Below are 23,120 nucleotides of genomic sequence, written 5' to 3'. Positions count from 1 at the left end.
CCGGACGCGCCCCCGGGCGGGTCAGGCGTTCGAGCGGCAGCCGCCGGGCGAACGCTGGGCGCGGGCCGAGGCGTACAGGCAGACGGCCGCGGCGGTGGCCAGGTTGAGGCTCTCCGCGTGGCCGTGGATCGGGACGCGCACGACCTCGTCGGTGAGCGCGCGGGTCTCCTCCGGAAGCCCCCACGCCTCGTTGCCGAACACCCACGCACCCGGCGCGCCCAGGGTGCCCTCGTCCAGCTCCCGGTCCAGGTCCCGCTCCCCCGCGCCGTCCGCGGCGAGCACCCGGACGCCGGCCTCGCGCAGCTTCCCGACGGCCTCCTCGACCGGCACGCCGACCGCCACCGGCAGGTGGAACAGGCTGCCCACGGAGGCCCGGACGGCCTTCGGGTTGTAGAGGTCCACCGAGGCGTCGGTGAGCACCACGGCGTCCGCGCCGGCCGCGTCGGCGGTGCGCAGCACGGTGCCGGCGTTCCCGGGGTCGCGCACGTGGGCGAGGACCGCGACCAGCTTGGGGCGGGCCTTGAGCACCTCGGCGAACGGGGTGTCGATGAAGCGGCAGAGCGCCACGATGCCCTGCGGGGTCACCGTGTCGCAGATCCCGGCGATCACCTCGTCGGTGGCGGTCAGCACCGGCAGCCCCTCGGCCAGGGCGGCGTCGACGATGCCGGCGTGCCGCTCGGCGGCCTCCGGCGTCGCGTATACCTCGACCACCGCGTGCTCGCCGGTGCCCGGCAGCCTGCCGAACGCGACGGCCTCCCGGACCGCCTGCGGGCCCTCGGCCAGGAACCGGCGCTCCTTGGTGCGCTGGTTGCGCTTGGCCAGCCGGCGGGCGGCGACGACGCGCGGCGAGCGCAGGGAGGTCAGCAGGGGGGTGTCGGTGCTCGGCATGGTCTCGTTCTCTGGAGGCGCTGAAGGAGGGGCAGAAGCAGGACCGGACCCGCAGGCGAACCTGCGGGTCCGGTCGGAGCTCAACCGATCTCGGAAGATCAGGCGGCGTCGGCGGCGGCCTTCGGGGCGTTCACGTCGGCCGGCAGCGCCTTCTGGGCGACCTCGACCAGGGAGGCGAACGCACCCGGGTCGTTGACGGCCAGGTCGGCCAGCATCTTGCGGTCGATCTCGACGCTGGCGGCCTTCAGGCCCTGCACGAAGCGGTTGTAGGTGATGCCGTTGGCACGGGCCGCAGCGTTGATGCGCTGGATCCACAGCTGACGGAAGTCGCCCTTGCGCTTCTTGCGGTCGTTGAAGTTGTAGACCAGCGAGTGGGTGACCTGCTCCTTGGCCTTGCGGTACAGGCGCGAACGCTGGCCACGGTAGCCGCTGGCGCGCTCCAGGATGACCCGGCGCTTCTTGTGGGCGTTGACTGCCCGCTTGACGCGTGCCACTTGATTACTCCTTGGGTTGGACCACGGACTACTTCACGTGGTCCGTCATTCGAATGGGTCGGGAAGGATCAGCTGCCCCGCTCGCGGCTCGCGCCGGGCGGGAGGGCGATCACTTGCCGAGAAGCTTCTTGATCTTCTTGGCGTCAGCGGGGGCCAGCTCGATCGTCCCGGCCAGCTTGCGGGTCAGCGTCGAGGGCTTGTGCTCCAGGAGGTGGCGGCGGCCGGCGCGCTCGCGCAGCACCTTGCCAGAGCCACTGATCTTGAAGCGCTTGCTGGCGCCACTGTGCGTCTTCTGCTTCGGCATTTCGCCGTATCTCCTCGTCGGTCCCGTCCACGCCCGCGCGGCGGCTGCCACGCGGGCGTGAACTGGATGGATCTGCGGTGACCGGGCGGGCCGCCCCGTCACCCTGTGGGCCGGTCTCCCGGACCTCCTGGCCGGTGAAGGCTCAGGCGCCCTGGGAGGCGGCCGGCTGCTCGACCGGAGCGTCGGCCTCGGCGGCCGGCGCCTCGGCCGGGGCGTCCTGCGCCTCGGTCACGGCGTCGTCGTTCACGGCGTCCTCGTCGACCGCCACGTCGTCGTCCGCGGCGGCGTCGGAGCCGGCGGTGCGGCCCTGACGCTCGGCCTTGCGGGCGTCCGCGAGGGCGCGGGCCTCGGCCATCGCCTCGGTCTTCTTCTTGTGCGGGCCAAGGACCATGATCATGTTACGGCCGTCCTGCTTCGGCGAGGACTCGACGAAACCCAGGTCCTGGACGTCGTCGGCGAGCCGCTGGAGCAGACGGAAGCCCAGCTCGGGGCGGGACTGCTCACGACCGCGGAACATGATCGTGATCTTGACCTTGTCGCCCTGCTTGAGGAACCGGACGACGTGACCCTTCTTGGTGTCATAGTCGTGCGGGTCGATCTTCGGCCGGAGCTTCATCTCCTTGATGACCGTGTGCGCCTGGTTCTTGCGCGCCTCACGGGCCTTCATGGCCGACTCGTACTTGAACTTGCCGTAGTCCATGAGCTTGCACACCGGCGGCCGGGCGGTCGCCGCGACCTCGACCAGGTCGAGGTCGTACTCCTGCGCGAGCTCCAGCGCCTTGGCAAGCGGCACGATGCCGACCTGCTCGCCGCTGGGACCGACGAGTCGCACCTCGGGGACGCGAATCCGGTCGTTGATGCGGGGCTCGGTGCTGATGGGGCCTCCTCGGTTGCACCTTCTGCGATGCGGCCGTCGGACGGCGGTCGCACGTAGTGGACTCGACCACTGGGCGGGGCTTCATTCGTGCTGCGCTGCCCGGTGGGTACACCGCCGCACGAAAAAAGCCCCGCTCGGTACAAGCGGGGCTCCACACAACCGGGGGCGACGCCCGGTGAGGGGCGTTGCGGGCGACTCGGCGCCAGGGGCGCCCGTCGCGGACCGGGACCCGTCGACCGCGAGGCCGATCGGGTGGGAGACTTTCGTGGTTTGCCCTCTCGGGCCTCCTCGGTGGAGCCTCCTCTTGCTGGCCAGGGACCCGTGAGGGAACCCGGCCGGTCAGTCTCGAAGCTTACAGCGTCGTGCCGTCGAACGCTATTCCGCCCCGCCGCGGGGCCCCTTGTACGCTCCACATGTACCCACACGGCACAACGGAACGAGCCCCCCTTGAGCAGCGAGCCCACCCAGAACCCCGGCGCTGAGGACGACGCGATCGGCTTCGACGACCTCACCCGCGACATCGCCGAGGTCCCGGCCGTCGAGGTGATCACCACCGTCGCGGTGCACCTGATGAGCGCCGCCGCCGTCAAGTGCGGTCTCGCCGAGGGCGGCGAGAAGGACAAGGACCTGGACGAGGCCCGCAAGCTGATCACCGCGCTGGCCGGGCTGGTCACCGCCGGTGCCCCGGAGATCAGCAACTTCCACGCCGCGCCGCTGCGGGACGGGCTGCGCTCGCTCCAGCTCGCGTTCCGCGAGGCCTCGGTCGTCCCGGACGCCCCGGGCGCGGGCCCGGGTGAGAAGTTCACCGGGCCGGTCTACTCCTGAGCCCGCTCGCGAAGGGAGCGCCCCGGGCGGGGCGCTCCCTTCGCGTCCACCACTGCCCGCGCCCAGCCGGCCGCCGGCGCTCTCGGGGGGCGGCCCCCGGGACTACCGCTTGTAGAGCGGCTCCCCCGGCAGCTCCGCGCCGGCCGGCAGCACCGCGAGGTCCAGCCCCCGGTCCAGCCGCACCCGCAGCACCGGGTCGGCGGCCACCGCCTGCCCGACCCGCTGCGCGGCCGCCTGCAGCCCGGCCTGGTCCAGCGCCGGGTCGAACACCACCGCGAGCACGCCGTCCGAACCGTCCGAGGCCGCCAACAGCCCGGTGACCACCTCCGGCTCGGCCGCCAGCAGCCCGCGGACCGCCTCGCGCACCTCCGGGTCCCGGACCGGCGGCAGGAACGGGCGGTTCTCCGCCAGCGCCCGCAGCCGGGCGCCGCTCAGCTGGAACGGCACCGGCCCGGCCGGGTCGATCAGCAGGGTGTCGGCGCGCTCCGCGAAGGCGACCATCGCGGCCTGCGGGGCCGCCGTCGGCGCCGGGCGGGCGTCGGCGCGCCAGCGGGTCAGCGATTCGAGCGAGGTGAAGGCCGGCAGCGCGCGGCGGCCGTCCGGGGCCTCCAGCACCGGCACGGCCATGTCGCTGGTCTTCTCGTGCCGGTGCCCCTCCGGGCTCACCTCGACCTCGCCGAGGATCGCGACGATCGGGACCATCAACCGGGTGGGGGTCAGCGCCGCCAGCACCTCCGGCTCGGCCGCGCGGTCCCGCGACCAGCGGTCGAGCGCCTCGGTGAGCGCCGGGTCGGCGGTGCCGTCGTCGTCGGAGAAGCCGGGATTCGGGATGCTCTTGCCGACGAACGCCGGGTTGGAGAAGTCTTTGCGGTCCACCCGTCCGACCCTATGCCACCGCGCCCGAGCGGCCCCATTCCGCTGCACGTCCCCCGCCTGCCAGGCCTTCCCGCACTTTCCCCGCACGGGGCCTACCCACCGGTAGTGCGGTGTGGCACCCTGCGGCCATGGTGATCCTCGACGCACCCGCGACCGCGCCCGCCCCGGTCTCCGACCGCCTCCGGTACGACCGCGCCACCGCCCACCTGGACGGGCCGGTGGCCGTCGTGGACCTCGCCGCGTTCGACGCGAACGCCGCCGACCTGGTCCGCCGGGCGGGCGGCAAGCCGATCCGGCTGGCCAGCAAGTCGCTCCGCTGCCGGGCGCTGCTGGAGCGGGCGCTGGCGGTGGACGGCTTCCTCGGGGTGATGAGCTTCACCCTGGAGGAGTCCCTCTGGCTGGCCCGCGCCGGCCTCCGCGACATCCTGCTCGCCTACCCCTCCGCCGACCGGGCCGGCTTCGCCGAGCTGACCGCCGACCCGGAGGCCGCCCGCGGGATCACCGTCGTCCTGGACGACCCCGCCCAGCTGGACCTGATCGACGAGGCCCGCGGCGGCGACGCCGAGGTCCGGGTCTGCCTGGAGCTGGACACCTCGCTGCACCTGCTCGGCGGCCGGGTCCGGGTGGGCGCCCGGCGCTCGCCGCTGCGCACCCCCGAGGACCTCGGCGCCTTCGCCGAGCTCGTCCAGCGCCGCCGGGGCTTCCGGGTGGTCGGCCTGATGGCGTACGAGGGGCACGTCGCCGGGGTGGGCGACCGGGTGCCCGGACGGCCGGTGCGCTCGCAGCTGATCCGGCTGATGCAGGCCAAGGCCCGGACCGAGCTGGCCGAGCGCCGGGCGGCGGCGGTCCGGCGGCTGCGGCAGGTCGCCGACCTGGAGTTCGTCAACGGCGGCGGCACCGGCAGCGTGGAGTCCACCGTGGCCGAGCGCGCCGTCACCGAGGTGGCGGCCGGCTCCGGGCTCTACCAGCCGCAGCTGTTCGACAACTACCGCTCCTTCCGGGGCCGCCCGGCCGCGCTGTTCGGCCAGCCGGTGGTGCGCCGCCCCGGCCTCGGCGTGGTCACCGTCCTCGGCGGCGGCTACCCGGCCTCCGGCGCGGCCGGGCCGGACCGCTCGCCGGTGCCGTACCTGCCCGCCGGGCTGCGCTACGACCCGATGGAGGGCGCCGGGGAGGTGCAGACCCCGCTGCTCGGCTCGGCGGCGGACGACCTGCTGATCGGCGACCGGGTCTGGTTCCGGCACGCCAAGGCGGGCGAGCTGTGCGAACGCTTCGCCGAGCTGCACCTGATCGAGGGCGACCGGATCGTCCGGACGGTGCCGACGTACCGGGGTGAGGGGAAGGCGTTCCTCTGACGCCCCGTCCGCCGTTGCCCTACCGTGGAGCCGACACCAAGGCAGTGACGAGGGGAGCGGCATGGACGCCGAAATCACCGAGATTGCGACGAGGGGCGCGACCGCCCTGGCCGGCCTCATGGTCACGTCAGCCTGGGAACGGGTCAAGCCGCGCGTAGCCGCGATGTTCGGTCGACGGGCGGAGTCGGTCTCCGAGGAACTGGACGAAACCCAGGCGGAGCTGATCGCGACACCGGAGGACGGTCGCGAGTCCGCCGCTCAGAGCGCGCAGGGGGAGTGGGAGCCCAAGCTGCGCCGACTGCTGGCCAACGACCCGGCCATGGTCGCCGAACTCCGGTCAATCCTCGATGAGTTCGCACCGGTTCGGCCCGAGCAGGTCCCCGGCACGGTGCACAACGAGATCGGCGGGAATGCCAGGATCCACGGCAAGGTCGTACAGGCCCACACGATCAACAGTCTGAACCTCTGACCTTTCCGGAGCCTTAAGCGGGCCCGATGGAACGGCTAACCACGCCGTCCGTCGGGCCTTTGCGCTGCTCGGGGCCCTACAGTCCGTCAACAAGCACAGCGCGCGCGGCTATTGCCATCTGGTCCAGACCAATCCTACGCTCTGGCCGGGGGCCGCGCGCCGGGCCGGCGGCTCCCGAACGGGCAGGCGTGCCCGTTCCCCCACACTCGCCCGGAACGACGGTCAAGGAGTCCCCACCCCATGTCCATCAAGCGAAGTGCCCTGTCCGTCGGCGTGATCGGCGCCGCGGTCGTCGCGGTGGCCGGTGCCACCGCCGGCACCGCCAGCGCCCACGGCACGATGACCAACCCCGTGAGCCGGATCGCCGCCTGCTTCGCCGAGGGCCCCGAGCACCCGGTGTCCCAGATCTGCAAGGACCTCGTCGCCGCGAGCGGCACCCAGCCGCTGTACGACTGGAACGAGGTCAACATCGGCAGCGCCGCCGGCAACCACCAGGCGCTGATCCCGGACGGCAAGCTCTGCTCGGCCAACCGCGACAAGTACGCGGCGCTGGACTGGCCGCGCACCGACTGGCCGGCCACCGCGGTGAAGGCCGGCGCCTTCACCTTCCAGTTCCGCGCCACCGCGCCGCACGTCGGCACCCAGACCGTCTACATCACCAAGGCGGGCTACGACCCGACCAAGCCGCTGAAGTGGTCGGACCTCGACCCGACCCCGGTGGCCAAGGTGCAGGTCGACCGCAATACCGTCAACGGCTCGTACTCCTACTCGGGCACCCTGCCGCAGCGCACCGGCCGCCAGGTGCTGTACACGGTGTGGCAGCGCAGCGACAGCCCGGAGGCCTTCTACGCCTGCTCCGACGTCGACTTCGGCTCCTCCACCACGGCCGTGTCGGCACTCGCCGCCCAGGCCCCGGCCGCGCCGAGCGACGCCCAGATCGCGGCCGACGCCTCCAGGTCCACGGTCGCCCACCACGGCCACGGCGGGGACCCGGACTCCCCGGCCGGCCAGGTGGTCCCGACCGCCGCCGCGGCCGTGGGCGGCACCTCGGCCACCGGTCCGCTGCTGCTCGCGGGCGCGGCCGCGATCGGTGCCGGCTGGGCCGGCATGGTGCTCCGGCGCCGTCGTGTCGAGGCTGTTCGACGCGACTCCTGACGCCGGGCGCGGGACCGGGCCGGCCATACCCCCGTCCGGCCCGGCTCCCGTGGCACGTTCCAAGAGCGGCGGCCCACCCGGAGGGTTCCCTCCCGGGTGGGCCGCCGCCGTGTGAGGAGCGCGGGGCTCAGGTGGTGGTGCCCCCGGGGCCGCCGGAGCCGGAGCCCGTCCCGGGCAGTCCGGGGATGCCCGGCAGCTTGCCCTTGTAGTCGGAGATGCCCTGGACGATGGTGTCCATCACCGCGACGTCCGGCGACTTGTCGGCGATGTCGAAGCCGAAGTGCACCGAGACCAGCGACTTCCCGTCGGCGGACGGGAAGACCACGGTCTGCACGGTGCCGTTGTTGCCCTTGGGCGCGTCCACCTTCCAGCGGACCAGGTAGCCGTCCTTGCCGTTGACCTTCACGGCCTCGGACTTGAGCTCCTGGTGCCCGGTGACGTCGCCGTACGCGTCCTTGGCCGCCGACGCGATGTCGGCCTTGGCCGCCGCCTGGACGTCGGTGCCGCCGCCGGCGATCCGGCCGGTGTTCACCCCGCCGAGGGAGCACTCGCCCTGGCCGCCCGCGCAGGTGTACGAGCCGACGCTGAGCATGGCGTAGCCCTTGTCGGTGGTGCCGGCCTCCCAGCCGTCCGGGACGGGCAGGGTGAGCCGGTTGACCACGTCGATCGCCTGGTCGGCGTTCGGGCGGGGCTTACCGCCGCCCTTGCCGCTCCCGCCGCTCCCGCCGTTGCCGCCGCCCCCGCCCTTGCCGCTCCCGCCGCCGTTCCCGTCACCGCCGTTGCCGGGGTCGCCGAAGTCCGGGACGCCGCCCCACGGGCCGTTGCCGTCGGACTGCGGGGCCGGGCGGGCGCTGCGCTTGGGGCGGTCCCCGTGGCCGTCCATCGCGAGGTAGGTGATGCCCGAGCCGGCGCCCAGGCCGAGCAGGGCGGCGACGGCGGTCGCCAGCACCAGCTTGGAGGGCCGGCGCGGCGGTCCGGCGGGCGAGCCGTAGGCGGTGCCGAAGGGCGGCGGCTCCGGGTAGCGGACGGTCGGGCCGCTGTCGAGCACCTCGCCCTCCAGCACCGTGGGCCGCCCGGCCGGTCCCGCCCCCGGGTCCGCGGCGGCGGCCGGTCCCGGGTCCGCGGCGGCGGCCGGCTCCCGCTCCGGAGCGGCCGGTGCCGGGGCGTCCGAGGGTGCGGGCCGGGTGTCGGCCGTCCAGCCCCTGCCGTCCCACCACCGCTGGGGCCTCGGGTCACTGGTGGTGTCCTTGGGGTCCGGGTACCACCCGGCGGGAATCTGCTCACTCACGACAGAGAATCTAAAGGCAGCCGGATAAACGCGAAATCAGCGCAGCACGGAATTCCCGCCGTTTTCGATGAGATTCCGGTGAGAACCCGCGCGCCGGGCCGGGCGGACCCTACAGCGGCGTCACGTAGGCCCCGGAGATGCCCCCGTCCACCAGGAACTCGCTCGCGGTGATGAACGAGGAGTCGTCGCTGGCCAGGAAGGCCACCGCGGCGGCGATCTCCTCGGCGCGGGCGAACCGGCCGAGCGGGATGTGTACCAGCCGGCGGGCGGCCCGCTCCGGGTCCGCGGCGAACAGCTCGCGCAGCAGGGGGGTGTCCACCGGCCCGGGCGAGAGCGCGTTGACCCGGATGCCCTCCCGGGCGAACTGCACGCCCAGCTCGCGGGACATCGCCAGCACCCCGCCCTTGGAGGCGGTGTAGGAGATCTGCGAGGTGGCCGCGCCCATCCGGGCCACGAAGCTGGCGGTGTTGATGATCGAGCCCCGCCCGTGCCGGCGCATGTACGGCAGCGCGGCCTTGCAGCACAGGTAGACCGAGGTCAGGTTGACCTCCTGGACCCTGCGCCAGGCGTCCAGGCCGGTGGTCAGGATCGAGTCGTCCTCGGGCGGGGAGATGCCGGCGTTGTTGAACGCGACGTCCACGCTGCCGCAGGTCTCGTACGCCTCGTCGAACAGCGCTTCGACCATGTACGGGTCGGTGACGTCGGTGTGCACGAAGAGCCCGCCGACCTCCTTGGCGGCGGCCCGTCCGGTCTCCTCGTCGAGGTCGGCGCAGACCACCTTCGCCCCCTCCGAGGCGAGCCGCCGGGCGGCGGCCAGGCCGATGCCGCTGCCCGCGCCGGTGACCACGGCGGTGCGGCCGACCAGCCGGCGGCAGACGGGTCCGTCCTGCTCGGCGTGCTTCTCGCTCATCGGGCTGTCACTCCTCGCTGTGGATGAAGACGTTCTTGGTCTCGGTGAAGTGGCGCAGCGCGTCCGGTCCCAGCTCACGGCCCACCCCGGACTCGCCGAAGCCGCCGAAGGGCGTCCAGTAGCGCACCGAGGAGTGCGAGTTGACCGACAGGTTGCCCGCCCGTACGCCCCGGGCCAGGCGCAGCGCGCGGCCGACGTCCCGGGTCCAGATCGAGCCGGACAGGCCGTAGCGGGTGGCGTTGGCCAGCCGCAGGGCGTCGGCCTCGTCGGTGAACGGCAGGACGGCGGCGACCGGGCCGAAGATCTCCTCGGTGACGGCCGGGACCTGCGGGTCCGCGGGGGCGATAACGGTCGGCGGGTACCAGTAGCCGGGCCCGTCCGGGACCTTGCCGCGGGCCAGCACCGGCAGCTCGGGGGTGAGGTAGGAGGCCACCCGGCGGACCTGGGCGGCCGAGATCAGCGGGCCGAGCTGGGTCTGCGGGTCGGTCGGGTCGCCGGTGCGCAGGGTCTCGACGGCGGGCAGCAGCAGGGCGAGGAAGTCGTCGTACACCTCGCGCTGGACCAGGATCCGGCTGCGGGCGCAGCAGTCCTGGCCGCTGTTGTCGGCGAAGGACATCGGGTCGGCGGCGCGGGCGAGGTCGGCGTCGGCGAAGACGATGCTGGGGCTCTTGCCGCCGAGTTCCAGGGTGACCCGCTTGGCGCGGGCGGCGCAGCGGGCGGCGACCTCCTTGCCGACCACGGTCGAGCCGGTGAAGACGAGCTTGCGGACGGCCGGGTGGTCCGCCAGGGCCCGGCCGGTGGTGGCGCCCGCGCCGGGGACGACCTGGAACAGGCCCTCGGGCAGGCCCGCCGCGAGGGCGAGTTCGGCCAGCCGCAGGGCGGTCAGCGGAGTGGCCTCGGCGGGCTTGAGCAGGACGGCGTTGCCGGCCGCCAGGGCGGGGGCGAAGCCCCAGGCGGCGATCGGCATCGGGAAGTTCCACGGCGCGATCACCCCGACCACGCCGACCGGCTCGTGGAGGGTCACGTCCAGGCCGCCCGCCACCGGGATCTGTCGGCCGGTCAGCCGCTCCACTCCCCCGGCGGCGTACTCCAGCAGGTCCCGGACGTTGCCGGCCTCCCAGCGGGCGTTGGCGGGCAGGTGGCCGGCCTCGTCCACCTCCAGGGCGGCCAGCTCGGGGACGTGCACCTCGACCTGGTCGGCGAAGCGGCGCAGCAGCCGGGCGCGTTCGCCGGGGGCGAGCGCGGCCCAGCCGGCCTGGGCCTTCACCGCCCGCCGGACGGCCGCGTCCAGCTGCTCGGAGGTGGTGTCCGGGACGGTGGCGAGCACCTCGCCGGTGGCGGGGTTGCGGACGGTGCTCGCGGCGGGCTCGGTCATGGGTCACATCCGTCGGTCATGGGTCACATCCGTTCGAAGGATCGGTAGCGCTCCCAGTCGGTGACCGCCCCGTCGTAGGCGGCCTGCTCGACCCGGGCCATGTTCAGGTAGTGCTCGACCACGTCGTCGCCGAACGCCTCGCGGGCCAGTTCGCTGCCGGCCCACAGCTCGGCCGCCTCGCGCAGCGATCCGGGCACCCGGGGGTACTCCTCGACCGCGTAGGCGTTGCCGAGGCAGGGCGCGGGCAGTTCCAGCTTGCGCTGCAGCCCGTGCAGGCCGGCCGCGATCATCCCGGCCACCGCGAGGTACGGGTTGACGTCGCCGCCCGGCACCCGGTTCTCCATCCGCAGGCCGGGGCCGTGGCCGACCACCCGGTAGGCGCAGGTGCGGTTGTCCCGGCCCCAGGCGACGGCGGTCGGGGCGAAGGAGCCCGGGCGGTAGCGCTTGTAGGAGTTGATGTTCGGCGCGTACAGCACGCTGAACTCGCGCAGCGCGACCAGCTGGCCGGCCAGGAAGTGCCGCATGGTGTCGGTCATCCGGCCGTCCCGGTCGGCGAAGGCGGGGGCGCCGACGGCGTCGCGCAGCGAGAGGTGGATGTGGCAGCTGTTGCCCTCGCGCTCGTCGTACTTGGCCATGAAGGTGAGCGCGCAGCCGAGTTGGGCGGCGATCTCCTTCGCGCCGGTCTTGTAGACGCTGTGCTGGTCGCAGGTGGTGAGGGCGTCGGCGTAGCGGAAGGCGATCTCGTGCTGGCCGAGGTTGCACTCGCCCTTGGCCGACTCCACCACCAGGCCGGCGCCGGCCATCTCGGTGCGGATCCGGGACAGCAGCGGCTCGACCCGGGCGGTGCCCAGCATCGAGTAGTCCACGTTGTAGAGGTTCGCCGGGGTCAGGCCGCGGTAGCCGCCCAGCCAGGCCTGCTCGTAGGTGTCGCGGAAGACCAGGAACTCCAGTTCGGTGCCGATGTCGGCGGCCAGGCCGTGCTCGGCGAGCCGGGCGATCTGGCGGCGCAGCAGCTGGCGCGGGGCGGCGTCCACCGGGTGGCCGCCGTGCCGGGCGAGGTCGGCGGTGACCTGGGCGGTGCCGGGCTGCCAGGGGGTGAGCCGCAGGGTGTCGAGGTCGGGGCGCATCGCGAAGTCGCCGTAGCCGGTGGCCCAGGAGGAGAAGGCGTAGCCGTCCACGGTGTTCAGGTCGACGTCGACGGCCAGCAGGTAGTCGCAGGCCTCGGCGCCGTGCTCGGCGACCTCGTCGAGGAAGAACCGGGCGGCGAAGCGCTTGCCCTGGAGACGGCCCTGCATGTCGGTGAAGGCGAGCGCGACGGTGTGCACCTCGCCGGCGTCCACCAGGGTGCGCAGCCCGTCCAGGGTCAGCGGCGGCCGGGGCGGCGAGCCTGCGGCGACCTGTTCGGACCTCTCGGACATTTCAGACATGGCCGAACCCTCCTCGTCGATCACTCTTCGAGATCAAGCGGTCACAGCGAACCGTACGGCCTGCGACTCGCGGGGCGGAAGAGGGCGGGTGGGTGTCGGGTGGCCGTGGCGCGCCGACGCGCGTGGCTGACGGTGGTTCAGGTGCCGCGGAGGGAGAATGCGCGCCATGGATCGCAGGCCTTTGATCGGCGTCAGCACCTACCTGGTGGACGCGAGTTGGAGCGATTGGCGGGACCGCCGGGTGGCACTGCTGCCCGAGCGGTACACCGCGCAGGTCCGGGACTCCGGCGGGATCGCGGTCCTGCTGCCGCCGGACGCCCCGGAGCGCGCGCCGGAGGTGCTGGCCCGGCTGGACGGCCTGGTGATCGCGGGCGGGCCGGACATCGATCCGGCGTACTATGGGGAGCCGGCCCATCCGGCGACCGAGGTGGACTCGCCGGAGCGGGACGCCTGGGAGGTCGCGCTGCTGCGGGCGGCGCTGGCGGCGGGGATGCCGCTGCTGGCGGTCTGCCGGGGGATGCAGGTCCTGAACGTGGTGTGCGGCGGGACGCTGGTGCAGCACCTGCCGGACGTGGTGCCGGTGGACGTGCACGGCGCACCGCCCGGGCGCTACGGCACCCACGCGGTGCGGCCGGTGCCGGGGACGCTGCTGGGCGGACTGCTGCCGGAGAGCGAGCTGGAGGTGCCGACCTTCCACCACCAGGCCGTCGACCGGGTCGGAACGGGGCTGCGGGTGAGCGCCCACGCGCCGGACGGGACGGTGGAGGCGGTGGAGGGCCCGGGGTTCGCGCTCGGGGTGCAGTGGCACCCGGAGCAGGGGGACGACCTGCGGCTGATGCGGGCGCTGGTCCGGGCGGCCACCGCGGCGGTCCTCGACGCGCTGGCGCTGGGATAGCGCAACTGGGCCCGGCGGCAGGGGATTTCGGCTGTTCGGCGGGGTGCGGCGTACGGCGGATCCGGCCCTCCGAACGGCAACGACAACGGTCACCAGTACAGCCTTTGGATCTTTGTCGATTCTGCGGTTCACTTCGGTTGCGGGGCGGTCGCAGCGCGCCCCCTTTCGCACCCGTGCGCCCAGAGAGGACTTTCATGGCCGGGCACGAGCATTCGCACGATGATCATGTGCATGACCACCAGCACTCGGGTTCGCCGTCGCAGCCGCACTCGCGCTCGCACTCGCACTCGCACGGGAAGGGCGGCCACGGGCACGGGTCCGGGGGGCACTCGCACGGATCCGGGGGCCACGGCGGCCACTCGCACGGCGTCGCCGCCGACGCGGACCGCCGCTGGCTGCTCAGCGCGCTCGCCCTGATCGTCGCCTTCATGGCCGGCGAGGTCGTGGTCGGCTTCGCCGCCGGCTCCCTGGCGCTGATCTCGGACGCGGCGCACATGCTCACCGACGCCGCGTCCATCGTGCTCGCGCTGATCGCCATGCGGCTCGCCGCCCGCCCGGCCCGGGGCGGCTACACCTACGGCCTCAAGCGCGCCGAGATCCTCTCCGCGCAGGCCAACGGCGTCACCCTGCTGGTGCTGTCGGCCTGGCTGGGCTACGAGGCGGTCACCCGGCTGTTCGAGCCGCCGGAGGTCACCGGCTCACTGGTGCTGGTCACCGCGCTGGTCGGGATCGTGGTCAACCTCGCGGCCACCTGGTGCATGTCCAAGGCCAACCGCAGCTCGCTGAACGTCGAGGGCGCCTTCCAGCACGTGCTGACCGACCTGTACGCGTTCGTCGCCACCGCCGTCGCCGGTGTGGTCGTGGTGACCACCGGCTTCGCCCGGGCCGACGCGATCGCCTCGCTGATCGTCGTCGCGCTGATGCTCAAGGCCGGCGTCGCACTGGTCCGGGACTCCGGACGGATCTTCCTGGAGGCCGCCCCGGCCGGGATCGACCCGGACGCGGTGGCCGACCGGATGGTCACCGAGCCGCTGGTCGAGGAGATCCACGACCTGCACATCTGGGAGATCACCTCCGGCCAGCCCGCCCTGTCCGCGCACATCCTGGTCACCCCCGGCGGCGACTGCCACGCGGTGCGCCGCCGGCTCCAGGGCCACCTCGCCGCCGAGTACGGGATCACCCACAGCACCCTCCAGGTCGACCACGTCGGCGAGGACGAGTCCGGCGGACTGCTCCAGATCGCCGGCCCCGGAGAGTCGGCCGTCGACGCCGAGCACTGCGCCGACGCCCACGGCCCGGTCCACCGCGCCGGGCCGCACGAACACTGACAACCACCCCGTCCGTCACCGCGGTGCGGCATGATGCTGAGTCGTGACCGCACCGCGACTGATGCTGCTCGACTCCGCCAGCCTGTACTTCCGGGCCTACTTCGGCGTACCGGACACCCTGCGCTCGCCGCAGGGCGAGCCGGTCAACGCCGTCCGCGGCCTGCTGGACTTCATCGCCCGGCTCGTCCACGACCACCGCCCCGCGGAACTCGTGGCCTGCATGGACGCCGACTGGCGCCCGCAGTGGCGGGTGGACCTCGTCCCCTCCTACAAGACCCACCGGGTCGCCGAGGCGGCCGAGGACGGCGAGGAGGAGGTGCCCGACACGCTGGCCCCGCAGGTCCCGGTGATCGAACAGGTGCTGGACGCCCTCGGCATCGCCCGGGTCGGCTCCCCCGGCTACGAGGCCGACGACGTGATCGGCACCCTCACCGCCCGCGCCACCGGGCCGGTGCAGATCGTCACCGGCGACCGCGACCTCTTCCAGCTGGTGGACGACGCCCGCGGGATCACCGTGCTCTACCCGGTCAAGGGGATGGGCAACCTCCAGGTCACCGACGACGCGCTGCTGCTGGAGAAGTACGGCGTGCGCGGCGCCCAGTACGCCGACATGGCCGCCCTGCGCGGGGACCCGTCGGACGGCCTGCCCGGCGTCAAGGGCATCGGCGAGAAGACCGCCGCCCAGCTGATCAACGAGTACGGCGACCTCGCGGCCATCCGCGCCGCCGCCCTCGACCCCGGCTCCAGGCTCACCCCGGCCCGCCGCCGCAACATCGTCGAAGGCGCCGCCTACCTCGACGTCGCCCCCAAGGTCGTCCGGGTCGCCGACGACGCCCCGCTGCCCGCCTTCGACCCGGCCCTCCCCCGCGAGCCGCTGTACCCGATGACGCTGGAGGAACTCTCCACCCGCTGGGGCCTCGGCACCTCCCTGGACCGCCTGCTGGAGGCCCTCGCCACCCGCTGAGCCGCCGTACACCCAGGGCCCGCACGCTCCCGCCGGAGCGTGCGGGCCCTCGGCGTCCCTTGACGCCATGTCACTTTGCGATGCAAAGTTCATGGCACAGCAAAGTGGACACGCGTGACAAGGGGTGGATCATGGCGTCAACACACCGGGCCGGCCCGGCCGAACTCCTCGCCGAGACGGAGGGGCTCCGGGCCCGGGCCCGGACCCGGCTGCGCGGCTCGGGGGTGCCGCTGCTCGGGTTCGGCCTGCTCGCCCTGGCCGCCGTGCCGGTCTCCGGCCAGGCCTACAACTTCGGCGCCAACGGACGGTTCGTCGCCTCGTACCCGTCCTTCGCCTACTCCGAGCTCATCGACCTCTGCGTGCCGCACGCACCGGACGGCTCGTGCCGGACCGGCGACTTCGACGGCGCCGTGCTCCGCTTCCTGGCCTGGGGCGTCTGGTACGCCCTGCTCCCGCTCGCCTGGCTGGCCCTGGCCCGCTGGTACCGGCGGCGCGGCGAGGCCCGCGGGATCGTCCCGCACCGCGACGGCTGGGTCGGCGCCGCGGTCGGGATCGGCGTGCTGCTCACCGCCGTGCTGCTCGGCCTGGTCTTCGCGCGCCATGTGCCGTTCGGACTGTCCCTGCTGGTGAACACCTACGCCTCCCCCTGGTACGTGGTCGGCATCGGCCTGATCGTCCTCGGCCTGACCGAACGCAGCCCCCTGGTGACCACCGCCGGCCTCGCCCACACGGCACTGCTCACCGGCTACCTCGCGGCCCCGTGGGAGAGCGGCTGGCTGCCCTGGCTCGACCGCGGCGACGGCGGCTGGGCCGACGGCCCCCAGCCGAAGGCCCTGCTGCTGGCGGCGGTCCTGCTGGCCGCCGGCCTGGCACAGTGGACGGCGGCCCGCCGCACACCGGGGGCATCCCGTACGGTCACCTCATGAGCGTTGCGGACGAAGCCGAGGAGCAGCACCCGACCCTGGCCCTGGACGACACCGTCCACCAGCGGGTCCGGCTCGGCATCCTGGCGATCGCCCGCGAGGCCGACCGGGTCGAGTTCGGCTTCCTCAAGGAGCAGTTGGGCGCCACCGACGGCAACCTGTCCCGCCACCTCAAGGTCCTGGAGGAGTCCGGCCTCGTCGCCGTCGCCAAGGGCTACGTCGGACGCCGCCCCCGCACCTGGGTCACCCTCACCCCCCACGGCGCCGACGCCCTCGACCGCGAACTCCGCGCCCTGCGCGCCCTCGTCCGCCGCCTCGACGCCGCCGCCCCCGGGCCCACCCCGGCGTAGGAAGTCGGCCGGGCCGACTTCCTACGCCGGGTCGGTTCCTGCCGCAGCTCCGGCAGCGGCGCCGTACTCTCGTGTCCGCCTCCGGACTTCGGCGTCCTTGAAGGCCAGCACCTCGTCGACGATCCCGCTCTTCGGCAACTCGGCCACGGGAACGCAGAGGTCCATCCGTTGGATGCAGACGCCCACCATGTACTCCCCCTGGTCGGTGAGGTAGAGGCGGATACCGTAGTAGCCCTCCTCACAGTCCGTGTCGTTGTTGAACCGGCACGACGCACAGGTGTCGGGGAGCCGCACGGCAGCAGCCGCTTCACGTACACCGCCCGGCTGCCGAGCGCCCGGTAGAGGGTGCGCTCGTCGGACGTACCGGCGGTGAACGTCCGGAGCACCGGCTCCGCACCGACCCAGGCCAGCACTTCGGAGATCGCCGCGACCGACTCCGGGCCGTCCTGGATGCTGGTGAGCATCCGCACGTCCGCGAACTGGCCGTACGACTCGACCAGGTGGACGACCCGGTCGACGTGGGCCGTTCCGGGAACGACGATGCTCACGGAGACCTTCACACCGTTGGAGACGGCAGCACGGATGGTCTGCTCCGCCGCGCGGATCTTCGCCTCGGCCAGGCCCGCCGTCCTGAAGCGCTCGGACTGGACGACCTGGAGTTCTTCGGCGGTCGTACCGAACACCGAGACGTTGACCCGATTGAGGCCCGCTGCCGAACACTCCGGCATGACCTGTCGGCCGCGCTCCCCGTTGCTGGTCATCCCGACGCTCAACCCCATGCCGGAGAGCGCCGCGACCAGCGCGGGCACCTCCGTGTGCAGCGTGGGCTCCCCACCCGTGAGGTGGACCTCGTCGGCACCGAACGCCCTCGCCACGGTTCGCACCGCCCGCCGGAAGGCCATGTCCGGGTCCATCCTGGCGGCCAGGAAGCCGACTCCGTTCGTCTCGCTGTAGATCGACACACGCCCGGTCCTGCCCGGGCCCGCGGCGAAGGGCAGTTCGGTGCGGCCCCGGTTGTCGGCGGTGACCGGTGTTCCCTCGTTGTGGCAGAACGTGCAGGCCAATCCGCAATCGTCGATCACCTTGATGCGGATGGTCCGGTCCCGGACGACCCTGACCGCAGGACGCTGGGTAGCTGACAAGGCTTCTCTCCCGTCACTCGAACGTGAGCCGGGGGGTCGACTCGATGTCGATCCCGTACCGGTGGTAGACCTTGGTCGTGTTCTCGCTCGTCAGCTCCTCGAGAGGGAGCTTGAGCGCGAGGGCGGTCGCGTGGACGTGTTCGGCGCTGTCGCCCTCGATCTCCACGTAGGGGGGAATCAGCGGCCAGTGGTCGATCTCGACGGCCGCGCCGGCCAGCCTCCACGAGGACCGACGGTTCTCCTGGTAGGCCTTCGGCTGGTAGCCGAGCTTGCCGAGGAGCGCGTTGGTGACGTCGAAGTCGCCGACGGTCGTCTCCGTCTCGGTCACGCCGTCGATCGCGTCGGAGTGGATCTCCTTGACGCACAGGGTGACGTCGGTGCCGGTGTCCCGCAGCCGGACCCACGCGCCCGGTCGGCCGGGGATGTCGTAGACGTAGCGGCGCTGGAACCGGTCGACCAGGTGCTCGGCCCCGGCCTCGGCCAGGAGCGCTCGCATCGCCTCCGGCTCGATGTTGAGGACCTTTGCCTCGAACTCAATTGCGGTCATGGAACGTTGCCTTCCTCGATGCGGTACGAGCATGCGAGCGCACGGTGTCGGCGATACCGCGCGCCACCTCCTCGGGCGGGCGGTCGGTGCCGTCCACCGGCAGCAGGCCCAACGCCCGGTACACACGGGAGCTCTCGGCCACGTTCGGCTCCTCGCGCTGGTGCCAGCAGGTCAGCGTTCCTTGTTCGGCGCGCTGATGAAGACGCTCCTGCCGTACGCGGTCGTCCACTTCCAGGAGGATCGGCACGTCCGGAACGAGGACCCCGTCGGGATACGCCGGCACGCAGTCCGTGCCCCATCGCCCTGTGCGTGGCGATCGTGCGCGGGAAGTAGGACTCGACCACCACCGTCCGACCGGACTCGATGAGCGCCCGGGCGGTCTCGGACTTGATGTGGTTGGCCATCATCCACCAGTGGAACCGCGCCGGCAGGGTGCCGACGGCGTCCACCTCCGCACGCGTGCGGGGGAACGTCGACAAGGTGCCGTCGGTGACGTGAACACCGTTGACGAGGGCGGCGACCAGCGGGGCGATGGTGGTCTTCCCGCTCGCGCTGAGACCGTCGATGGTGATGAAGAGTCCTCGGGTCACGTCCATGTGAACTCCATTCGTGGCCCCCAGTTCCACGGGGCCGGGCGGGCTCCGCGCAGGCATGCGACGCGGTGGGCGGCCTCCCGGAGGGTGTTGGCATCGAGGTGAGCGCGGCGCACGACGTCCATCACCGCAGTGAGGACGACGACGTCGCGTACGACCTGGTAACCGGACCAGGCGCCGATGTAGGGGTGAGCCGGAGCCTGGTCCTGACGCTCATAGGAGAGGTAGGTGTCGGCGTAGAGCCGGTGGTCCTGACGCCGGCCGATGAGCAGCTCGCTGCGCCAGCGGGCGGCGACCAGGTCCCACTCGCGGTGGCCGCGCGTCAGTGGGCGGCGCAGCAGGAGCCCGACGTGGACGCCGTCGTCGTGACAGGGGACCATGCCGAGGGCGCCGAGGATGACGGTGTCCGGTGTCGGCCAGTCGAGGTAGTCCCACTCTTCGCGCAGGCCAGCCGCGTGCTCGCGCAGGAAGCGGCGGGCGGTCTCGTTCAGCGGAGCGTCGTCCAGGCCGTCCAGCAGCCCGGCGAACGGGTCGTGCTCCCTGAGCCATGGGGCCGTCCCGGGGTCGATCCGATGGGTGAGGGCGGTCACCCATCCGGAAAGGGACGTGTCGGCGCTCGGTGCTCCTGGATCCTGCCAGAAGGTCACGGCCCGGCCTTCGGCGGTCGCGCGGACGTCCGTGTACCAGGGGGAGGTGACGGCGACCTGGTGCTGCCGCAGGAACTGCACGCCCTTGATGAGCGCCCAGGCCTCGTCCGGGTCGGGGTGCACGATGGCGAGCGCACGGGAGTCGGGCAGCGACCACAGGTGGTTCGGGCTGTCGCTGACCAACTCGGCCTTCGCGACGTCGTCACCGGTGAACACGCAGGCCTGTGTCAGGGCCTCGAAGGAGGCCGCGATGTCCAGCCTGCGAGCCGGGGTGGCGGTCTTGAGCAACAATCTGGTGCGCAGTCCGATGCTCACAGCGCAGTCCTCGGGTGGGCGTAGGTGGATGGAGCGAAAGGGAGATCGGTCCGGGAGGCCCCAATCCCATGGGGCCTACCGGGCCGCCGGCATTGGGAAGTCTGGTGGTGTCGCCGGCGCGAGGCGCCTTCGGGCGTCACCTGCGGACCAGCAGGTTGTCTACGCCGGTATCCGGTCGAACGTCGGACGCTCGGGCAGCCTGCCGCCGGCGGTCCGGTGGCGGAAGTCCCGCACGGCGGTGTCCGAGCGCGGCCCCCTGACCCGCTGGCCGATCTGCTCGGTCATGGCAGCCGCCACCATCGAATCGGGCAGCTCGATCTCCGCCCAGATCTCTTTGCCACCCTCGGGGAGGTCCTCGATGCCGACCCGGGACGCAAGCGCCGTGACCAGTCTCAAACCACGGCCATGGGTGGCCCCGTTGCTCGCCTGCCGGTACTCGGGCCTGCCGTCACCCGGGTCGGTCACGGACACGCGCAGCACGCCCGGGGCATACGTCAGAGAGGCCGTCAGCTTCACGCCCGGCTGGTCGCCGCCACAGCCATGCAGGACGGCGTTGGTGCCGAGTTCGGACAGAACGAGTTCCACGTCGCCCAGCACGCCACCGCGCTGCCGGTCGTCCAGGCCGAGGAGCGGCACGGCCGTCCTGGCCCAGTGACGGAGTTCGCCGATCCGTTCCCGTTCGGCGGGGAACCTCGTCGTGATGATGCGTGATCCAGGCTCCATGGGGGCGCCTCACTCACTCGGGTAGGTCTGTCGGAGGTCGGGCCGCGCTGTTGCCCCAATGACGGGACGTTCGCAATGCGGCCTGCAACTGCCTTGCACGAACAGCAAACCGCCCAAGGTGGCTGGGAGTAAGGTGTTAGCCACCGTCCGTTGTTGAACCGGTTAAACGGCATCGCCAGGAGACCCTCATGGGGCGTACTCGCCAACCCAATGAGCGGCTGGGACAGCTCATCCGGGAAGCAGGCCGGCCGAACGAAGCCCTCGCCCGGGCCCTGTGCGCCGTCGCGGCCCGCCACAACGATCCGGCGCGACCGAGCCGGGTGTCCGTCACGCAGTGGGTCCGCCAAGGCGTGACGCCCTCCGGGAACATCCCGCAGTATCTCGCCGAGGTGCTCACCAGTTGGCTGAACCGTGACATCACTCTGGCGGCAATGGATCTCGGCAACGAGCAACCGGACCTGCGCGACTGGAACTTGGATACGCTGAAATCCCTGGCGGCTCTTGGACGGATCGACGTTGACGTGGAACGCAGACAGCTCCTCCGCACCCTCACGTACTCACTCGGGGCGCTGAGCATCCCGCCGGACAGTTGGTGGGAACACATGGCCCGGACCGGCAGCCGCGGCGTTACGCAGCGCCGCGCCGGTCAGGCCGACGTCGATGCCGTCCGGGAAATGGCTGGACTCTTCTCCCAACTCGACCAGCGCCGAGGTGGCGGCCACGGACGGACAGCCGTCGCGCAGTATCTCCTCACCGATGTCGGAGAGTTCCTGCACGGCACTTTTGCCTCCGACCAGATTCGGCGCGACATGTTTTCCGCTGCCTCGGAACTCGCTTACCTGGCCGGGTGGACAGCGTTCGACAACGGCGAGCACCCCATCGCCCAGCACTACTACACCGTCGCCGTGAAACTGGCGGCCGAGGCCGACGACCCCGCGATGGCCGGCCACGTCCTCCGCGCCATGGCCCACCAGGCGGTCGACCTCCGAAAGCCTCACCACGCGGTCAAGGTCGCCGAAGCTTCCGTGGCCGGCGACAGGTACGGGCTCGCCAGCCCGCGCGAACGCTCGCTGCTCGGCGTCGTCCACGCGCGCGCCCTGGCTGCGGCGGGGCGCACCACTGAGGCGAACGCCGCGCTACTCCGGGCCGAACGCGACCTGTCCGCGGCCTCCCTTGGCGACGACGAACCAGGCCGGGTGTTCTTCTTCGGCGAGGCCTCCTTGGCGCACGAGACCGCCTCGGCGCTGCGCGACCTCGGCGATCTGGACGGTGCAGCAAGGCAGTTCGCACGCAGCGTCGCGACACGACAGGCCTCCTCCTTCACCAGGACCCATGCCGTTACTCTTGGCCACCTGGGCCTCGTGAAAGCCCGGCAGCATGCCATTGAGGAGGCTTGCACTATCTGGTCGCGGTCACTTGACGCCATGCAGACTGTCCGATCGGCCCGCACCCGCGACGTCGCCCTGCAGATCCGCAGCGCGTTGTCTCCCTACCGCGGACGGAGGCTGGCGACCATCGACGTCGTCGACAGGCGTGCCGCTGAGTACCTGGCAACCACCATCTGACCCGCCGTCCCGGTGGGTTCGTTCACAGGAGGGGAAGCACGTGGGTGACGCCTTCAGCGTGGAAGCGCTCGGGCACGTTGTGGGAGGCCGAACGGAGCCGACCGATGACTACTGGGGAGGGACGCGGGCCATCATCCGGCTGGACGGCGACAGGTTTCCGCTCGACGCAACGAAGGGACTGGAAGAGTTCTCCCACCTCGACGTGATCTTCCGGTTTCACCGGACCGACCCGACCGACCTGAACTTCGGTGCGCGCCGCCCCCGGGACAACCCGGACTGGCCCGAGGTCGGCGTGTTCGGCCACCGGAACATGCGACGCCTCAACTGGCTCGGGTCCTCCCGCTGTCGACTCGTCAAGGTCGACGGCCTGGACCTGCACGTCGAGGACCTTGACGCCATCGATGGCACCCCGGTCATCGAAGTGAAGCCGTGGTTCGAGGAGTTCGGCCCGCGCGGAGAGGTTCGCCAACCCGCGTGGACCACCGAGATGCTCCGCGACTATTTCGCCCCGGCACCACCCACGGCCTGACGATAAGCATCGCCCCGTTTATTTCGGCTGCCTCCTCTCCGTGAGAAGTCGACCACATCGGCTTCCCCTGCAACCCCCTTCCGTTGCCGCTTCGGCCCCGCCGAACCGGCAACGGCTTGGAACGTCGCTTGTGCCGTCTCCATGGCTCTGCCCCCGCCCTCGGCGGGGGCAGAGCCATCTTTCTTCTGCGCAGGAAGTCGGCTGGACCGACTTCCTGCGCAACGCCGTGGAAGCCCGAGCGGCGAGGCAAAGCCGAAGCTGCACGGTGGGGGGTGGGGGGTGGGGGGTGGGGGGTGGGGGGTGGGGGGTGGGGGGTGGGGGGTGGGGGGTGGGGGGTGGGGGGTGGGGGGTGGGGGGTG

Annotated in this window: 25 protein-coding genes and 1 pseudogene; 11 read left to right on the top strand and 15 right to left on the bottom strand. The window is 72.3% G+C overall.

Annotated features, from left to right (window positions below; all coding sequences use genetic code 11):
- Window positions 1-21: 21 nt before the first annotated feature.
- The 4 genes from ACFY0X_RS08460 to infC form a co-directional block, all read right to left on the bottom strand.
- Entirely contained in the window at window positions 22-888 is an 867-nt protein-coding gene (locus ACFY0X_RS08460; RefSeq protein WP_387750688.1) for a TrmH family RNA methyltransferase, read from the bottom strand.
- A 98-nt stretch (window positions 889-986) separates the two neighbouring features.
- Complete coding sequence (gene rplT, locus ACFY0X_RS08455) at window positions 987-1,382, bottom strand: 50S ribosomal protein L20 (protein ID WP_030055649.1); 396 nt, start codon at window positions 1,380-1,382, stop codon at window positions 987-989.
- A gap of 109 nt (window positions 1,383-1,491) precedes the next feature.
- The gene (rpmI, locus tag ACFY0X_RS08450; protein ID WP_045701618.1) at window positions 1,492-1,686 is read right to left on the bottom strand and encodes a 50S ribosomal protein L35; all 195 of its coding nucleotides are present in this window, start codon (window positions 1,684-1,686) and stop codon (window positions 1,492-1,494) included.
- 142 nt (window positions 1,687-1,828) lie between these two features.
- On the bottom strand, window positions 1,829-2,563 hold the full coding sequence (gene infC, locus ACFY0X_RS08445; RefSeq protein ID WP_387751903.1) for a translation initiation factor IF-3: 735 nt from the start codon (window positions 2,561-2,563) through the stop codon (window positions 1,829-1,831).
- A 447-nt stretch (window positions 2,564-3,010) separates the two neighbouring features.
- Here infC and ACFY0X_RS08440 point away from each other — a divergent pair, with 447 nt between their 5' ends.
- Window positions 3,011-3,388, top strand: a complete 378-nt coding sequence (locus tag ACFY0X_RS08440) for a DUF1844 domain-containing protein (RefSeq protein WP_387750686.1) — start codon at window positions 3,011-3,013, stop codon at window positions 3,386-3,388.
- Window positions 3,389-3,490: 102 nt separating this feature from the next.
- Here ACFY0X_RS08440 and ACFY0X_RS08435 read toward each other — a convergent pair whose 3' ends face one another.
- Window positions 3,491-4,264: an SseB family protein gene (locus ACFY0X_RS08435; protein ID WP_387750683.1), complete on the bottom strand. Its 774-nt coding sequence runs from the start codon at window positions 4,262-4,264 to the stop codon at window positions 3,491-3,493.
- Window positions 4,265-4,392: 128 nt separating this feature from the next.
- Between ACFY0X_RS08435 and ACFY0X_RS08430 the strand changes: the two genes are divergently transcribed.
- The 3 genes from ACFY0X_RS08430 to ACFY0X_RS08420 all read left to right on the top strand — a co-directional run bounded on the left by ACFY0X_RS08430 (window position 4,393) and on the right by ACFY0X_RS08420 (window position 7,240).
- Complete coding sequence (locus ACFY0X_RS08430; RefSeq protein ID WP_387750680.1) at window positions 4,393-5,616, top strand: amino acid deaminase/aldolase; 1,224 nt, start codon at window positions 4,393-4,395, stop codon at window positions 5,614-5,616.
- 61 nt (window positions 5,617-5,677) lie between these two features.
- The gene (locus ACFY0X_RS08425; RefSeq protein ID WP_387750677.1) at window positions 5,678-6,085 is read left to right on the top strand and encodes a hypothetical protein; all 408 of its coding nucleotides are present in this window, start codon (window positions 5,678-5,680) and stop codon (window positions 6,083-6,085) included.
- 240 nt (window positions 6,086-6,325) lie between these two features.
- Complete coding sequence (locus ACFY0X_RS08420; RefSeq protein ID WP_387750674.1) at window positions 6,326-7,240, top strand: lytic polysaccharide monooxygenase; 915 nt, start codon at window positions 6,326-6,328, stop codon at window positions 7,238-7,240.
- Window positions 7,241-7,367: 127 nt separating this feature from the next.
- On the opposite strand, the gene ACFY0X_RS08415 is transcribed toward ACFY0X_RS08420, so the two are convergent.
- The 4 genes from ACFY0X_RS08415 to ACFY0X_RS08400 form a co-directional block, all read right to left on the bottom strand.
- The gene (locus ACFY0X_RS08415) at window positions 7,368-8,528 is read right to left on the bottom strand and encodes a DUF2510 domain-containing protein (RefSeq protein ID WP_387750671.1); all 1,161 of its coding nucleotides are present in this window, start codon (window positions 8,526-8,528) and stop codon (window positions 7,368-7,370) included.
- A gap of 109 nt (window positions 8,529-8,637) precedes the next feature.
- Window positions 8,638-9,438: a 3-oxoacyl-ACP reductase gene (locus ACFY0X_RS08410; RefSeq protein WP_387750668.1), complete on the bottom strand. Its 801-nt coding sequence runs from the start codon at window positions 9,436-9,438 to the stop codon at window positions 8,638-8,640.
- A 7-nt stretch (window positions 9,439-9,445) separates the two neighbouring features.
- Window positions 9,446-10,813 carry an aldehyde dehydrogenase family protein gene (locus ACFY0X_RS08405; protein WP_387750665.1) on the bottom strand — a complete coding sequence of 456 codons (1,368 nt, stop codon included), beginning with the start codon at window positions 10,811-10,813 and terminating at the stop codon, window positions 9,446-9,448.
- Window positions 10,814-10,836: 23 nt separating this feature from the next.
- On the bottom strand, window positions 10,837-12,240 hold the full coding sequence (locus tag ACFY0X_RS08400; RefSeq protein ID WP_387750662.1) for a glutamine synthetase family protein: 1,404 nt from the start codon (window positions 12,238-12,240) through the stop codon (window positions 10,837-10,839).
- A gap of 166 nt (window positions 12,241-12,406) precedes the next feature.
- On the opposite strand from ACFY0X_RS08400, the gene ACFY0X_RS08395 reads away from it, so the two are divergent.
- The 5 genes from ACFY0X_RS08395 to ACFY0X_RS08375 all read left to right on the top strand — a co-directional run bounded on the left by ACFY0X_RS08395 (window position 12,407) and on the right by ACFY0X_RS08375 (window position 16,700).
- The gene (locus ACFY0X_RS08395) at window positions 12,407-13,135 is read left to right on the top strand and encodes a gamma-glutamyl-gamma-aminobutyrate hydrolase family protein (RefSeq protein ID WP_387750659.1); all 729 of its coding nucleotides are present in this window, start codon (window positions 12,407-12,409) and stop codon (window positions 13,133-13,135) included.
- Window positions 13,136-13,362: 227 nt separating this feature from the next.
- Window positions 13,363-14,463 carry a cation diffusion facilitator family transporter gene (locus ACFY0X_RS08390; RefSeq protein WP_387750655.1) on the top strand — a complete coding sequence of 367 codons (1,101 nt, stop codon included), beginning with the start codon at window positions 13,363-13,365 and terminating at the stop codon, window positions 14,461-14,463.
- 61 nt (window positions 14,464-14,524) lie between these two features.
- A complete protein-coding gene (locus tag ACFY0X_RS08385; protein ID WP_387751900.1) occupies window positions 14,525-15,427 on the top strand; it encodes a 5'-3' exonuclease H3TH domain-containing protein in 903 nt (300 codons plus the stop codon).
- 131 nt (window positions 15,428-15,558) lie between these two features.
- Complete coding sequence (locus tag ACFY0X_RS08380) at window positions 15,559-16,353, top strand: hypothetical protein (protein WP_387750652.1); 795 nt, start codon at window positions 15,559-15,561, stop codon at window positions 16,351-16,353.
- Window positions 16,350-16,700, top strand: coding sequence for a winged helix-turn-helix domain-containing protein (locus ACFY0X_RS08375; protein ID WP_387750649.1), 351 nt, complete (start codon window positions 16,350-16,352; stop codon window positions 16,698-16,700). Before ACFY0X_RS08380 ends, ACFY0X_RS08375 begins: the two co-directional genes overlap by 4 nt.
- A gap of 21 nt (window positions 16,701-16,721) precedes the next feature.
- On the opposite strand, the gene ACFY0X_RS08370 is transcribed toward ACFY0X_RS08375, so the two are convergent.
- The 6 genes and pseudogenes from ACFY0X_RS08370 to ACFY0X_RS08345 form a co-directional block, all read right to left on the bottom strand.
- Window positions 16,722-16,994 carry a hypothetical protein gene (locus ACFY0X_RS08370; protein WP_387751940.1) on the bottom strand — a complete coding sequence of 91 codons (273 nt, stop codon included), beginning with the start codon at window positions 16,992-16,994 and terminating at the stop codon, window positions 16,722-16,724.
- 293 nt (window positions 16,995-17,287) lie between these two features.
- A pseudogene (locus tag ACFY0X_RS08365) lies at window positions 17,288-17,782 on the bottom strand (radical SAM protein); the annotation flags it as partial.
- Between the two features lie 73 nt (window positions 17,783-17,855).
- Window positions 17,856-18,389 carry a class IV adenylate cyclase gene (locus ACFY0X_RS08360; RefSeq protein WP_387750646.1) on the bottom strand — a complete coding sequence of 178 codons (534 nt, stop codon included), beginning with the start codon at window positions 18,387-18,389 and terminating at the stop codon, window positions 17,856-17,858.
- Window positions 18,376-18,636, bottom strand: coding sequence for a hypothetical protein (locus ACFY0X_RS08355; protein WP_387750643.1), 261 nt, complete (start codon window positions 18,634-18,636; stop codon window positions 18,376-18,378). Before ACFY0X_RS08355 ends, ACFY0X_RS08360 begins: the two co-directional genes overlap by 14 nt.
- 339 nt (window positions 18,637-18,975) lie before the next feature.
- Window positions 18,976-19,944: a hypothetical protein gene (locus ACFY0X_RS08350; RefSeq protein ID WP_387750640.1), complete on the bottom strand. Its 969-nt coding sequence runs from the start codon at window positions 19,942-19,944 to the stop codon at window positions 18,976-18,978.
- Between the two features lie 159 nt (window positions 19,945-20,103).
- Window positions 20,104-20,667, bottom strand: a complete 564-nt coding sequence (locus ACFY0X_RS08345; RefSeq protein ID WP_387750638.1) for an ATP-binding protein — start codon at window positions 20,665-20,667, stop codon at window positions 20,104-20,106.
- A gap of 188 nt (window positions 20,668-20,855) precedes the next feature.
- Here ACFY0X_RS08345 and ACFY0X_RS08340 point away from each other — a divergent pair, with 188 nt between their 5' ends.
- Window positions 20,856-22,232: a Tat pathway signal protein gene (locus ACFY0X_RS08340; RefSeq protein WP_387750635.1), complete on the top strand. Its 1,377-nt coding sequence runs from the start codon at window positions 20,856-20,858 to the stop codon at window positions 22,230-22,232.
- Between the two features lie 40 nt (window positions 22,233-22,272).
- Window positions 22,273-22,761 carry an SAM-dependent methyltransferase gene (locus ACFY0X_RS08335; RefSeq protein WP_387750633.1) on the top strand — a complete coding sequence of 163 codons (489 nt, stop codon included), beginning with the start codon at window positions 22,273-22,275 and terminating at the stop codon, window positions 22,759-22,761.
- Window positions 22,762-23,120: the final 359 nt, after the last annotated feature.

The sequence above is a fragment of the Kitasatospora sp. NPDC001547 genome (genome assembly GCF_042894165.1).
Lineage (GTDB): Bacteria > Actinomycetota > Actinomycetes > Streptomycetales > Streptomycetaceae > Kitasatospora.
Note: the sequence above shows the minus strand (reverse complement) of the source record. Positions and strands in the feature narration are given on the sequence as shown.